Source organism: Lysinibacillus sp. NPDC097214 (genome assembly GCF_050277945.1).
GTDB lineage: Bacteria > Bacillota > Bacilli > Bacillales_A > Planococcaceae > Lysinibacillus > Lysinibacillus xylanilyticus_B.
The window spans coordinates 51,059-64,281 of record NZ_JBNNSS010000003.1 but is presented as its reverse complement, the minus strand read 5'-3'; the positions used below and the strand labels follow the sequence as shown (position 1 = coordinate 64,281).

General features: G+C 36.7%; 12 protein-coding genes and 2 pseudogenes. 4 read left to right on the top strand and 10 right to left on the bottom strand.

Annotation, left to right across the window (positions count from 1 at the left end):
* Positions 1–355: 355 nt before the first annotated feature.
* Together ACQKMI_RS07570 and ACQKMI_RS07565 are read right to left on the bottom strand one after the other, a co-directional pair.
* Complete coding sequence (locus ACQKMI_RS07570) at positions 356–1,060, bottom strand: response regulator (protein ID WP_427488022.1); 705 nt, start codon at positions 1,058–1,060, stop codon at positions 356–358.
* Positions 1,061–2,662 carry an ATP-binding protein gene (locus ACQKMI_RS07565; protein WP_427488415.1) on the bottom strand — a complete coding sequence of 534 codons (1,602 nt, stop codon included), beginning with the start codon at positions 2,660–2,662 and terminating at the stop codon, positions 1,061–1,063. It lies immediately after the preceding gene.
* Positions 2,663–3,076: 414 nt separating this feature from the next.
* On the opposite strand from ACQKMI_RS07565, the gene ACQKMI_RS07560 reads away from it, so the two are divergent.
* On the top strand, positions 3,077–4,339 hold the full coding sequence (locus tag ACQKMI_RS07560) for a dicarboxylate/amino acid:cation symporter (protein WP_427488021.1): 1,263 nt from the start codon (positions 3,077–3,079) through the stop codon (positions 4,337–4,339).
* Between the two features lie 82 nt (positions 4,340–4,421).
* Here the strand turns inward: ACQKMI_RS07560 and ACQKMI_RS07555 are convergent, their stop codons facing one another.
* The 3 genes and pseudogenes from ACQKMI_RS07555 to ACQKMI_RS07545 form a co-directional block, all read right to left on the bottom strand.
* Complete coding sequence (locus ACQKMI_RS07555) at positions 4,422–4,901, bottom strand: hypothetical protein (RefSeq protein WP_427488020.1); 480 nt, start codon at positions 4,899–4,901, stop codon at positions 4,422–4,424.
* A 5-nt stretch (positions 4,902–4,906) separates the two neighbouring features.
* Positions 4,907–5,569, bottom strand: a complete 663-nt coding sequence (locus tag ACQKMI_RS07550; protein ID WP_323645594.1) for a TrkA family potassium uptake protein — start codon at positions 5,567–5,569, stop codon at positions 4,907–4,909.
* A 210-nt stretch (positions 5,570–5,779) separates the two neighbouring features.
* Positions 5,780–5,888, bottom strand: a pseudogene (locus tag ACQKMI_RS07545) (IS6 family transposase); the annotation flags it as partial.
* Between the two features lie 373 nt (positions 5,889–6,261).
* Here ACQKMI_RS07545 and ACQKMI_RS07540 point away from each other — a divergent pair.
* On the top strand, positions 6,262–7,332 hold the full coding sequence (locus ACQKMI_RS07540; protein WP_427488019.1) for an SDR family oxidoreductase: 1,071 nt from the start codon (positions 6,262–6,264) through the stop codon (positions 7,330–7,332).
* A 506-nt stretch (positions 7,333–7,838) separates the two neighbouring features.
* Here the strand turns inward: ACQKMI_RS07540 and ACQKMI_RS07535 are convergent.
* Both ACQKMI_RS07535 and ACQKMI_RS07530 read right to left on the bottom strand, forming a co-directional pair.
* Positions 7,839–8,594: an SDR family NAD(P)-dependent oxidoreductase gene (locus ACQKMI_RS07535; RefSeq protein ID WP_427488018.1), complete on the bottom strand. Its 756-nt coding sequence runs from the start codon at positions 8,592–8,594 to the stop codon at positions 7,839–7,841.
* Positions 8,595–8,654: 60 nt separating this feature from the next.
* Positions 8,655–9,440 (bottom strand): MerR family transcriptional regulator, encoded by a 786-nt coding sequence (locus ACQKMI_RS07530; protein WP_427488017.1) that lies wholly within the window; start codon positions 9,438–9,440, stop codon positions 8,655–8,657.
* 177 nt (positions 9,441–9,617) lie between these two features.
* Between ACQKMI_RS07530 and ACQKMI_RS07525 the strand changes: the two are divergent.
* A pseudogene (locus tag ACQKMI_RS07525) lies at positions 9,618–9,770 on the top strand (IS3 family transposase); the annotation flags it as partial.
* A gap of 3 nt (positions 9,771–9,773) precedes the next feature.
* On the opposite strand, the gene ACQKMI_RS07520 reads toward ACQKMI_RS07525, so the two are convergent.
* The 3 genes from ACQKMI_RS07520 to ACQKMI_RS07510 all read right to left on the bottom strand — a co-directional run bounded on the left by ACQKMI_RS07520 (position 9,774) and on the right by ACQKMI_RS07510 (position 12,268).
* A complete protein-coding gene (locus ACQKMI_RS07520) occupies positions 9,774–10,154 on the bottom strand; it encodes a winged helix-turn-helix transcriptional regulator (RefSeq protein WP_427413683.1) in 381 nt (126 codons plus the stop codon).
* 551 nt (positions 10,155–10,705) lie between these two features.
* Entirely contained in the window at positions 10,706–11,158 is a 453-nt protein-coding gene (locus ACQKMI_RS07515) for a TlpA family protein disulfide reductase (protein WP_370045930.1), read from the bottom strand.
* A gap of 567 nt (positions 11,159–11,725) precedes the next feature.
* Positions 11,726–12,268, bottom strand: a complete 543-nt coding sequence (locus ACQKMI_RS07510; RefSeq protein WP_285397472.1) for a peroxiredoxin — start codon at positions 12,266–12,268, stop codon at positions 11,726–11,728.
* A 406-nt stretch (positions 12,269–12,674) separates the two neighbouring features.
* On the opposite strand from ACQKMI_RS07510, the gene ACQKMI_RS07505 reads away from it, so the two are divergent.
* A complete protein-coding gene (locus ACQKMI_RS07505) occupies positions 12,675–13,217 on the top strand; it encodes an XRE family transcriptional regulator (protein WP_323645375.1) in 543 nt (180 codons plus the stop codon).
* The last annotated feature ends 6 nt before the right edge of the window (positions 13,218–13,223 follow it).

Genomic DNA, 13,223 nt, shown 5'->3' with positions numbered 1-13,223 from the left:
TCCATAAGCTTTCTTGAAACGTCTAAGTTCATTGACAGTAGATTCTTTCTTTCTTTTGAAGAAATCTTCTGAAAACTAACACACCATTATTGTAGCGTATTCTCTGCTATATGTATCGTCAAAGCAAGTTTGACTCTTGCGATAAAGCTTACTATTCGCTGCATAATGTATTCCTCAATCAATAAATGTCTATAACCCTTCTTCTTTCAAAAATCTATTTCGTATATTGGTGAGATACTAAATGATACTTCCAAAGATTCCTATAGTTGCTATAATAAAAAGGTTTGCCCTATTAAAGATGTCCCTATTAAAGATGTATTAAACCGCTTTATAAGATAACCCAATCTGAATCTGATTAAATAAAATATCGATGGATAGGACGTCCCACACTTCCATATTGTATATCCACTTTTAATAAATTTTGTTTTTCTAAAAAGTCCAAGTAACGTCGAGCCGTTACGCGCGCTGTTCCAATGTATGTAGACACTTCTTCCGCTGAGACCGCTTCGTTACTTTCTTGAATATAGGCAAGCACTTTGCCTAATGTTGCCCGGTTAAAACCCTTTGGTAGCTCTTCTATTACAATTGTCTCAGTGATTGGGGGAGCTGCTACTTGCTCCGGGATACGTTGCTGCATTAGATGATCCACATCATGCTGTGTTAGATCTTGCATACCGCTTATTTTCTTTTTATATGTTTGATAATTCTTTAAAGTTTGCTCAATTCGTTCAAACGTAAAAGGTTTCATAATATAATCATAGACACCTAGATGTAAAATTCGCTGCACAGTAGGCATATCATTCGCAGCAGTTACAGCAATAACATCAACCGGAAGATGTTCTTCACGAATTTTCCCTAGCGTAATGATGCCATCCTGCTCAGGCATAAAAATATCCATAAAGACAAGCTCAGGGTTTAATTGTTTAATCCTCTCAATCCCTTCTATCCCATTACTAGCATAGCCTATTAGCGAAAATCCTTTGATTTGCTCAATAAATTGCCTGTTCACTTCTCGTACCATCGGATCATCCTCAATTAATAACACATTTATTACATCCATCTACTCTTCCCCTAACTCCAATAAGATTAAGAAACTTGTCCCCTTCATAAATTCACTCACTACCTCAATATCACCGTTACCTTTTCTTACAATTTCATGTATTAAATGCAAACCAATACCACGATTCTCATTTGCCTTTGTAGAAAATCCATTTTCGAACATACGAGCTTGCACCTCTTCAGACATCCCAATCCCATTATCAGTTACAGCAATTGCTAGCACACCGTCATGCTCATCTACAGAAATCGCTACATATTTATCATCCTTTGAAAGTGCATTTAGCGCTTCAAAGGCATTTTCAATTAAATTTCCTAACAAGACAACAAAATCGTGGTGATCTAATAATGGTGGAAAGCGTTTAAAATGACTTTTTCGATCGATTTCTACTTGTATGCCTAATTCCTTGCCATAACTAACTTTACTTAGCAATAATCCTGAAATATTTTCATTATGAAAGCGTTCATTTAAAAACTTCGTTAAAGAAGCTTCATTTTCGGTAGTAGCAGTAACGTATTCAAGTGCTTGCTTTGTATGTCCCAATTGTAGAAGTCCTGCAATCGTATGAAGCTTATTTTTATGCTCATGTGTTTGTACACGCAGCGCTTGAACAAAAGCTTTAACTCCCGTTACCTCTTCCGCAAGCTTTTTCACCGCGGTTAAATCTTTAAACATGGCAACTGCTCCGACTAACTCACCATTTACAATAATCGGGACACGATTACTCAAAATACTATGATGATTGATGTAAAGCTCTTGATTGTATACAGGACTTGCTGTTTCAACAATTTCTGGCAATCGTGTGTCAGGCAAAACATCATAAATATTTTCCCCGATACAATCCTCTATCTTTCTAGTAACGCCTAATATATCAGCTGCTTTTTCATTAAAAATTGTAATATTCATTTCTTTATCGACCGCTATAATGCCTTCATGCATAGCATTGAACGTTTCTGTTCGTTCTACATACATCTTCGCAATCTCATGAGGTTCAAGCCCAAACATTTGCTTTTTAATATGTCGGCCAAGTGTATATGCCCCCCAAATACTAAAAACAAGCGATATTAGAATAGTAATAAAAATTTCATGCTCATAATTTTTCAGCATTTCTATAAAAGTTAGCAGTGAATACCCTACAACGACAATGCCTACTTGTTCCTTTTTCTCATCAATAATAGGGACGAACGCTCGAATCATTACACCGGCTTCCCCTTGCGCCTTCGATACATAATAATGCTCACTAAAGGCAGCATTTAAATCCTGCGATTCACTACGCTTCCCTATTTCTTTACTAACTGGGTGAGATAGTTTAATACGGTTCTTATTCATCACAACAATATACTCAGCTTTATTAACAACACGAATTCCATCTACAATTTTATTAACATTTTTCGCCGCTTCTTTCATATTGTCATCTTTCAAATGCACACTAATTTCTGGCACATTTGATACAGTCCGCGCAACGAGCATAGCACGCTGACCAAACTCCTTTTCTTGCTCCGTTAAAAGGTTACCAAGTACAAAAATGCCACCAAATAAAAAGGAGAATGCGATGATTAAAAATGTCACTAACAGTATTTTGCCGTTTACAGGCATTTTCATCATTTGAAATCCTTCCCCTTCCAAATCTGCATTTACACTACAAAAGCCCTTAATCGAACTCGGTTCTACAAATGATATGCTTTTAAGATTATCTTCAAAAAAATCTTTTGACAACACTTTTAGTTGACATAAGTAGGAGAAAGTCATGAACTTAATGAACAATATTACGAAAAATTGGTATAAAACAAAATTTTCTATCACTAATTACTATTGTATTATAACAATAGTAAATTCACTAAACAGTATCATAACAACTTGAGCTATTGAAACACTATGTTCCATTAAAAATATGGATGAATGTACTTAATGAACGATATGTTTCTTATTTTCTAAATCTCTTTTTTTCAAAAGGATTCGCTATGATAATTCTAGTGAAAACGATATCAAAAAGAAAATTCAGAAAAGAGGTAGCATAAAATGAAATTACTGAAAAATTTGACTGTTCAGGTTATAGCTGCGATCATTTTGGGGGTTATTGTTGGAGCCATCTTCCCCGAGTTTGGTGCAAGCCTTAAAATCCTGGCAGACTTATTCATTAAATTAATTAAAATGTTAATCGCCCCTATTATCTTCTTAACAGTTGTCATCGGAATCGGTAGTATGGGAGATATGAAAAAGGTTGGAAAAATCGGAGGAAAGGCGTTACTGTATTTCGAAATTGTCTCTACCATTGCCTTAGCAATCGGGATTGCTGTTGCAATGATCGTTAGTCCTGGTACTGGGTTAGATACATCAGGTGCTTCCGAAGCTGATATCTCTAAATTTACAACAGCTGCAGCAGAAAGTGAGCAAGGTTTAGGCGCTTTCATCTCTAGCATCATTCCTGAAAACGTTGTCGGTGCACTTGCAGCTGGGCAATTACTTCCTGTATTATTCTCTGCAATATTGTTCGGTTTAGCTGCTGCTTCTATTGGCGCACCTGCAAAACCAGTCATTACATTTTTTGAACAAGTGGCAGAAATTTTCTTCAAAATCGTAAGTATGGTGATGAAAATTTCTCCAATCGGTGCCTTTGGTGCAATGGCCTATACGATTGGTAATTTTGGTTTGAAATCTTTAAGCAACTTAGGTCTATTAATGGCTGCCGTCTATATTACTATGTTCTTATTCGTAGTCTTTGTTTTAGGCACGATTGCAAAATTCTTTGGCTTTAATATTTTTAAATTTATCGCTTATATTAAAGATGAAATTTTCTTAGTAATTGGTACTTCATCATCTGAATCTGCCTTGCCATCTATGATGCGTAAATTGGAGAACTTTGGTTGCTCTAAGCAAGTTGTTGGATTAGTAGTACCAACGGGTTATTCCTTCAATCTTGACGGAACTTCCATCTACCTTTCAATGGCTGCATTATTTATTGCACAAGCATACGGAATGGAATTAACGTGGATTCAAATCATTACTCTACTTGGGATTTTAATGATTACATCTAAAGGAGCTGCCGGTGTAACAGGTTCTGGCTTTATCACATTAGCAGCGACACTTGCTGCTTTCCCAATGATTCCAGTCGAAGGGATCGCGCTACTAATTGGCGTTGACCGCTTCATGTCTGAGGCACGTGCCGTAACAAATTTAATTGGTAACGGTGTAGCTTGTGTAGTCGTATCGAAATCTGAAAAAGAATTTGATGTAGAGATGCAAGAACGTGCACTGCAGGGGAAAACTACTATTGTGTCCTAGAAATAAAATCGTTAAGTTAAAAATCTATAGTTTCTAAAAAAAGGGTAGTGATTACAGCTAGTTGCTGTTTTCACTACCCTCTTTATTTAACATATTGTTCAAGTAAGCGTTGCGTATTTGTTGATTGTTCAAGTGCTTTTTTCTCTTTTGCCCAATAGATCAAATATTGCTGATCTCCAACATTAAAAACCATCTGCTGTAATTCCTCATTTAGCTCAGAGCTAATAGCGACCTTTAAAATATCCACCTCATATAAAGGCTCTCCTTTTATTTCGTAGACAATATGATAAAGTGGTTTTTCTTCAAATATAGATCGTTCTTTTTTGCTTAATTTCTTAACATGGCTTAGAGGATAGTTTTCAATATAGGCTGTTGCATCCTGACTTGTTGCTTTAACTACAGATTGCTCCCCTTTAAATAGCTCGATTGCATCAATTTCTGCTGCATGATCTAAAATGTGAGAAATAGCCTCTTCCTCATTTTTTTCGCGAAACTGCAATGTAAAAGCGCCAATCAGAAAAATTGCAGCAAATATAACTAGTTTCCATCTTCGTTTATTCATTTTCATTATCCATTCAATGCCTTTTTAACAAAGCGGTTAATATCTACATCTGCCCCAATGACAAGCATAATATCTCCTAGCAAAATTTTATCACTTGCCTGCGGAGATACGATGATATCCGAACCACGTTTAAGGCCTACAATATTAAGCCCGTACTTCGCACGAATATCTAAATCCATAATGGAGTAACCTGCAATCGCATCATTGGCCTTAAGCTCCATAATGGAATGTTCATCTGAAAGCTCTAAATAATCAAGCACTGTATTAGACAGCATATTATTGGCAATACGTATCCCCATATCACGCTCAGGATGCACGACAAAATCTGCACCAATTTTACGCAGAACTTTTTCATGGTAATCATTTTGAGCCTTTACAGTAATCTGCTGAACACCGATTTCTTTTAAAATAATAGTCGTTAAAATACTGGCTTGAATATCTTCACCAATTGCTACGATCACATGCTCAAAATTACGAATACCTAATGAATTTAATACCGATTCATCCGTCGAATCTGCAATAACGGCCTGTGTGGCAATGGAAGCGAATTCGTCCACTCGCTCTGAGGAATGATCGATCGCCATAACTTGTGCCCCTTGACTCATTAGTTCGCGGACAATACTTCCTCCAAAACGTCCAAGTCCAATGACAGCAAACTCTTTTTTCATCATTATAAATCCCTCCGAAAACTACTATACCCTTATTGTAACGCATTCTCTGCTATATGTATCGCCAAAACAAGAGACTATTCGTCAATAAAAGACAGCTCTTAGAAATATTTGAAGGAATACTCTGGTTATAGTTAAGAGCACTCGATTCTCTTCTTTGCTCAGGGGTACTCTTTTGGACGCTCGAGTTACGTCATCAGGTTGCCCCTTTTTCTTCTTCAAAATTTGGTAGATCAAGTTGCCATATTCATGAACCAAGCACATGAGAGTTGTAGGTTGTCGGATGAACCAAAACACCACATTCCTTCAGGATTTCATCAAAGAAGCCTGCCTGGAACCTTTGCTCATGTATTTGTATAATATTGTCCTCTCCAAAGCCTCGTAAACACCCAGTATAAGGTTGGTGTGTAATAACAATAAAGTTGTTTCATTTCAAAGTGTAAACATGTAAAACACCGTTCAGAAAATAATTGTTTAATTACATAAACCCACACTTATTTTTCGCAAATCAGATATCAATAAAATCTTTTAAAAAATCTTTTAAAATCCTGAGTATTCTTCCACATATCTTAAGAGCACTGCTAGATTACAAAAAAGTGCTTATGGCACTTCAAAGTGCGTACTTCTCAAGTGTGGTTCCTTGATACAAAATAACAGTGAACAAAGTAGATTATAGAAGGAGCTAAAACACTATGAATAATGAATCTCAATCAACACGCAAAGTCGCCTTAGTTGTAGGCGCAAATGGTGTCATCGGTCGCAACCTCATTGATCACCTAATTACTCTCCCTGATTGGGACGTGATAGGTGTATCCCGTCGAGGGGGAGAATCTGTTGGCCGTGTCAGGTATGTGGCTGCGGATCTACTCAATATAGACGACACCCGGGAGAAGTTAGGCGATTTAACTGAGGTAACACACATTTTCTATGCCGCCTATCAGGACCGTCCAACTTGGGCCGAACTTGTTCACCCTAATCTCACCATGCTAGTAAACACCGTAGAAGTGATCGAATCAGCCGCACCAGGCTTAAAACATGTAAGTTTGATGCAGGGTTACAAGGTATATGGCGCACACCTCGGTCCATTCAAGACTCCGGCTCGTGAGACAGACGCTAACCATATGCCGCCCGAGTTCAATGTTGATCAGCAAAATTTCTTAGAACAAAGGCAAAAAGGTAAGGCTTGGACTTGGTCGGCGCTCCGTCCTTCTGTAGTCTGTGGCTTCTCGCTTGGAAATCCAATGAACCTCGCTATGGTTATTGCGATCTACGCTTCAATTTCGAAGGAACTTGGACTGCCGCTGCGGTTTCCGGGCAAGCCAGGTGCTTACGATAGCCTCTTGGAGATGACAGATGCTGGACTTCTCGCGAAGGCAACAGTATGGGCGGCAACTGAAGAGCGTTGTGCTAATCAGGCATTCAACATTACGAATGGCGATTTGTTCCGCTGGAATGAATTATGGCCGAAAATCGCTCACTACTTCGGCTTGGAAACGGCGCCTCCATTGCAAATGTCCCTGGACGTTGTCATGGCGGACAAGGAGCACCTTTGGAACAAAATGGTTGAGAACCATGGGCTTGCTCAGCATTCCTATAAAGACGTATCCTCCTGGGGATTCGGTGATTTTGTGTTCTCTTGGAATTACGATTTCTTCGCTGACGGAACTAAGGCCCGTCGCTTAGGTTTTCATGAATACGTCGATACCGAAGCGATGTTTATGAACATCTTCGACGACTTCCGCAAACGCAAAATCATTCCATAATCGAAAAGCCAGCATTTTTATATAAACTGCATCCCAATTGCTAGACACAGTCTAACAATTGAAGGTGCAGTTTTTCTATGGCTAAATTTTCTTCTCAAGCGGTAAAAAATATTTAAAGGGGACTGAAGGTGGGAAAACAATTGCCAAATCTCAAGGTGTTGCTTCCAGTATATTAATTAAGAATAAGAAAAGCCTATTTTGAAAAAGTTTGTTCAAAATAGGCTTTAATCATATTTTATTAATTTATGTTTTTATAAAAAAGATTGATCAAATTAATTACCATGAACCCTATATGAAAACCGACTAATAATTATTTCATCTGTCCTTTCTATAAATAGACATAAATTCGAGAAATTTCATGATCCTATAACATACAATAGCCTACTTGAATCTAATTGTTCAATACCGTTAAACAGGCTATTTAATGCTAATTATCGAATCTAATATGCTTATTACACTTTAAAATTCATGATTCTAATCGGTCTCTAGTTAAAACATTTATCTAATTACAGATGGCTTCCACCAGTCACATCCATATTATGCCCAGTAATAAAACTCGCTTTTTCACTCGCTAGAAATGAAACAACATTTGCAATTTCTTCTGGTTGACCCTCTCTTTTTAAAGCACTCATATTCTTTGCATTTTCTTGACCTTCTTCTGTATGCAGCCAGTTAGCAGTTGAATCCGTATCAATGATTCCAGGCATTATGGAATTAACCGTAATTCCTTTTTCACCCAATTCCTTTGCTAGCGTAAACGTCATTGTATTAATTGCGCCTTTTGTCATACTGTATACCATCATATGTGGAAACGCGATACGTGTCACACCTGATGATAGATTTATTATCCTACCATTGGATTCGATAAGTCCGATTAAAGATTGTGTGATAAAATATGGTGCTTTAACATTTGCATTAAATAGCCGATCGAATTCATCATAATCTACGTCTCCAAATCCATTTGATGTAGCATGTCCGGCATTGTGAACAATTGTATGCAATGATACATTATTATCTTGGATTATCATTTTTTTGATTTTTATGATAAACTCTTCAATCCCTTCACTGGAATTGAAATCACCTTGAATTAAATGTACTTGTCTGCCAATTGATTCTATTTCTTCTTTGATTCGATTAGCTTTTTCAATATTTTGATTATAATGTAATAGTAAATTGAATCCATCATTTGCAAGTTGGATTGCGATTGCTTTTCCTATCCCTCTAGAAGCACCTGTTACTAATGCGTAATTATTTTTTTTCATGTATTATAACCTCCCTTTAAAGAGAGTGTAAGGGTTAACCTAAGGGGGAAGGTCAATTACTTAATACTTAGACGGAAAAATAAATTCCGAAAGGCGCTTGGAGGAATATAGATACTCATCTGGGTTTAATATACGTTCATAAATATATGGTTCGGATAATTCTATTTCGTTATTTTTCAGGATCTCATTTATTTTTAATACCGATTCTTCTTGATAAGGATCAATTTCATAAAAAAAATTTTGCGTTTGAAAGCCAAAATAACTTGTGATTCCCAATTGATTCAATTTGTGATTTTCCAATTGTAAAGCGACACAAATAGGGTGAATCTTATTATCTATCAGTTTATATTTGATGATTTTTTCATTCTTTTTAACATGAAGTTCGCTAACTAATTCCTCGATGTTATTCAGCGCTACACATATATTTTCATTTGGCAATAATTCATATTCATATACGAGCACTGCTTCTAAATACTCTTTTTGGACTTCATTATTTAACATCATAATTGCAGGACTCAGGGCTTTCAAATTATTTATTGTTTGATTTGCATCTTTTATCTTATTCATTTCCAATTGAAGCTTTTCTTCTATCAAATTATTTATTTCATCATCTGATAATTTTCTATGGATGATTTTACTGATTTCATTTAAGCTAAACCCTGCTTGTTTTAACAAATTTATTCGTTTAGCAGTTAGTAACTGATTCTTATCATAATATCGATAATCATTATTTGGATCAACAAATGTTGGATTCAAAATATTATGTTCATCATACAGATACAAAGTTTTTCGTGATAAGCCAGTCAACTTGCTAAAATTCTTTATTAGAAGCAAATTATTATTCACTAATAAATCACCTACTTTCAATTTTATTTTGATTTATAATACACATTATAGGATTTAAGTTCAATTTATTAAAACGTGGTTCTTCCACTTGAAGAGACGTTCTGAATAAATACAATACGAAAAATAAAACCCATTCATATACAAATGGGTTCAGTTCATCTACTTTCAAACCAATATCTCGTTCGTATGAAGAAAATCGTTCTTATAAAGGGAAAGTTGGAAAAATCGCACCAAATCTTTTACACAGTAACTTCCAAGCGGAAAAAACAAATGAAATATTGGTTACGGAGTTTAAAATTATTAGGCGAGAAATTATACCTATCACCGATGACCCTATATGTCATTTTCGTCTCCAAGCTCTGGATTGGCCAGAACGGTAGCTCTTCCCCCGTACTTTCTTTCGAGATGCGAATCCCCCCACCTACACATCATATGAAGAATCTCCTTTAAACTCCAACCGTAGTCGGTCAACTCATACTCGACTTTTGGTGGAACCTGATTGTACGAAGTGCGTAAGATGACCCCTTCCTCTTGAAGCTCTCGAAGCTGTTGCGATAACATTTTTTGAGTAATTGCAGGTATCAACCTTTTCAATTCATTATTACGTTTCTTGCCAAATGTCAGATGAAAGAGAATCACAGGTTTCCATTTTCCTCCAATTACCTCCAAAGTTGCCTCTACCGCCGTATTGTAAATCTTATGAGAATCCTTCATTACACACCACACCTTACTTTTATGAATAATCCAGCACATGTCACTGTAAATATCCGATGAATTTGATCCATTAGTGTCCATCATTGATATTATAACTGCAACCAAAAAAGCTAACCTCTAGTTCTCGCTCGGAACGAAAGAAATAAGATAAATCAATTTTTTAAAAAATAAAGATTAATCAAAATGGATTTGTCTCTAGCAAATTTAGGCTTTTTAATCTGCTTCATTTAATTCAGCTTTGTTACATTTTTCATCATTAGTCATTTCTATCTCTAAAATTAAATTAAGGGAACTATATTTCTTTTGTATCCTCTACTTCTTTCTTCGGGGTTCGGGACTTGCACCCCATAGTGCATACGCATGCCGGGCGCACATTAAGTATATCTTCGCCAACGCGGCAAAGATATACTAAAAACACACAGATCACCTCTTGATTTGATCGGGTTACTCCCTTTTTTTCCCCTCAGGTAACAACTTAGTGGTGACTAACCGTATATTTTTACATTAAAAAAGACGAGGAATAAAATATCCCCGCCTCTTAATCTGCTATTTTATGCGTTACGCATTTCATCTAATACACGATTTACACGTTTTTCCAGCATTTTCATGCCGCTACCACCAGCTTGCATGTGTCGAAGCTGACCATCTTTATCAAACACAAAATATGCAGGGACGTATTGGTTTTCAAATGCATCTGTAAGCTTTAATTCGCTATCAACAAAGATTGGTTGAACAATGTCATGCTCTGCTGCTACCGATTTGATCGTTTCTAAGTTTGTATCTTCCTCAGAACGTGGCATATGCACGGCAATAACGTTTAACTCATCTTTGTATTGATCACGGAAATTGTTCACATCCGGCATCGCTTCTTTACATAAATGGCAACTAACTGACCAGAAGTGAATTAACGTTGGTTTTTCGCCTACTAATTCTGCTTTTGTTACTTCACCATTTAACCAAGTTGTTGCGCCTACAAGTTCAGGCATTTGTTCACGTAGTTTCATAAAACATTCTCCTTTTTCCTTTTTCTAGGATCATTATCAAAACGTGTGGTTGATTTCCGTTCCGGCTGGGCGCTTTGTTGCTGCCGCTTCGCTTTCGCACAGTTAAAACATTTGCCGCTGACGCTTCGCTTTCGCGCAGAGCAGAGCTTCCTGGGGGCGTCCGATGAGCCACTTCGCTTCGCTGCAGGGTCTCGGGCCAACAGATGTCTTTTGCGCGAAAGCGTGAGTGCAACGTAGCGGCAGCAGAGGGTTTTGTTTGTGCGAAAGCGCAGCGACAGCAACAGCACGATGTTGGTCACGAAGGCGTTATCACAGGATGTGATGCTTTTAGCCTTCGTTCCCCTATCGCTAATCCCCAAGGAGTCGCCCAGCCTCCACTCCAATCAACTTATTTACATAGTAGACGTTTTAACAAAAGTCATCCGCAATTTTTGGTGATGAACCTTTTTCTATATCAAGTTTAAAAAAATCCCCACAAACTTGCTGTGGGGACTCTTTATTTTTGAATGATCAATTTCGCCAAACCTCGAATTCAGTTCAATGCCTGACATAAAAACTCTATTTAAATTATAGAGTTGCTTGACCTGGGCGCCAGTTTGCTGGGCAAAGACCACCAGTTTGTAAAGCTTGAAGTACACGTAAAGTTTCGTCTACATCACGGCCGATGTTGTTATCGAATACTGTTTGGTATTTTAATTCGCCTTCTGGGTTGATGATGAATAAGCCACGTAGTGCGATACCTTCTTCTTCAATTAACACACCATATTCTTTTGAAATTTGGTGATTTGTATCTGCTGCTAATGGGTATTTTAACTCACCAAGACCATTTTTAGTGCGGTCAGTGTTAATCCAAGCTAAGTGAGTATGGATTGTATCAGTAGAAACACCGATTACTTCTGCATCTAAGTCTTCGAACTCATCGTAACGATCGCTCATTGCAGTGATTTCTGTTGGACATACGAAAGTGAAGTCCATTGGATAGAAGAAAAGTACTGTCCATTTGTCTTGTGCTTTGATGTCTTCTAATGATACTTTGCCAAATGATTTGTCTGCAAGTACCGCTTCCATTGTAAAGTCAGGTGCTTGTTTACCTACCATGCGTTCTGCCATTATAAATCCCTCCGATTATATATGTAGTGTATATATTCCATTCGCACCAGCGAACTCGTCTTCTACGATAGCAGAGTAATCGTAGTTTTTCAAACAAGTAAACTTCACAAAAGTGCACACTTTTAATTATCTGACAAATTTTCGTCAAATCCCCAAATGGAATAGCTGCTACAGCCTATTTATTAGCTATTTTTAACAACTTTATTCTAGTTTAAACAAAAATTTTCTATGCGATATTTATGTATAATTTCTAAAAATTTCATCTACTTTTTTTTGATAAAAAACGATTGCAAATTCTTTATTATTATGTATAATTGTAATGGTTTTAGTAAACTAAAAGTTTCGTTAAAGTAAACTTCATATTTCAAAAGTTTATGATTGCTAAACTTCTTCTAGGAGGGAAAAGATGCAAATAGGAGCAAAAATCAAAGCGCTTCGTTTAAAAAAAGGTCTTACCCAAGAGGAACTTGGAGAACGTACAGATTTAAGTAAAGGGTATATCTCTCAATTAGAACGTGATCTAAATTCACCTTCCATTGAAACATTATTTTCACTATTAGAAGTTTTAGGGTCAACACCTAAAGAATTTTTCGATGATGGAGCACCTGAACAAAAGGTTGTATATACAGAGGAAGATCAATCCACTTATACAGATGAAGAAAAAAAATATGAAATTCAGTGGTTGATTCCTACATCAAATGAAAAAGAAATGGAGCCCATTTTCTTAACACTTGCTGCTGATGGTGAATTTAAGCAGTTTGAACCCTCCCTCTCAGAAACATTTATTTATGTTGTTGAAGGGCGTATTCGTCTCGTTTTAGGAGATGAACAGTACATAGCGAGTGAAGGCAATGCTCTCTATTTTGACGCGACAGATCATCATCAAATTTTTAATGCACATGCTGATGAAACCAAAATTTTACTTGTCGCAACGGATTCATATTTATAGCTTAAG

Coding starts and splice junctions, on each gene's coding strand:
- ACQKMI_RS07510 (WP_285397472.1), bottom strand. CDS start 12,268: ATGGCAGAACGCATGGTAGGTAAACAAGCACCTGACTTTACAATGGAA.
- ACQKMI_RS07565 (WP_427488415.1), bottom strand. CDS start 2,662: ATGATGAAAATGCCTGTAAACGGCAAAATACTGTTAGTGACATTTTTA.
- ACQKMI_RS07505 (WP_323645375.1), top strand. CDS start 12,675: ATGCAAATAGGAGCAAAAATCAAAGCGCTTCGTTTAAAAAAAGGTCTT.
- ACQKMI_RS07540 (WP_427488019.1), top strand. CDS start 6,262: ATGAATAATGAATCTCAATCAACACGCAAAGTCGCCTTAGTTGTAGGC.
- ACQKMI_RS07535 (WP_427488018.1), bottom strand. CDS start 8,594: ATGAAAAAAAATAATTACGCATTAGTAACAGGTGCTTCTAGAGGGATA.
- ACQKMI_RS07520 (WP_427413683.1), bottom strand. CDS start 10,154: ATGAAGGATTCTCATAAGATTTACAATACGGCGGTAGAGGCAACTTTG.
- ACQKMI_RS07550 (WP_323645594.1), bottom strand. CDS start 5,569: ATGAAAAAAGAGTTTGCTGTCATTGGACTTGGACGTTTTGGAGGAAGT.
- ACQKMI_RS07515 (WP_370045930.1), bottom strand. CDS start 11,158: ATGAAACTACGTGAACAAATGCCTGAACTTGTAGGCGCAACAACTTGG.
- ACQKMI_RS07560 (WP_427488021.1), top strand. CDS start 3,077: ATGAAATTACTGAAAAATTTGACTGTTCAGGTTATAGCTGCGATCATT.
- ACQKMI_RS07555 (WP_427488020.1), bottom strand. CDS start 4,901: ATGAATAAACGAAGATGGAAACTAGTTATATTTGCTGCAATTTTTCTG.
- ACQKMI_RS07570 (WP_427488022.1), bottom strand. CDS start 1,060: ATGGATGTAATAAATGTGTTATTAATTGAGGATGATCCGATGGTACGA.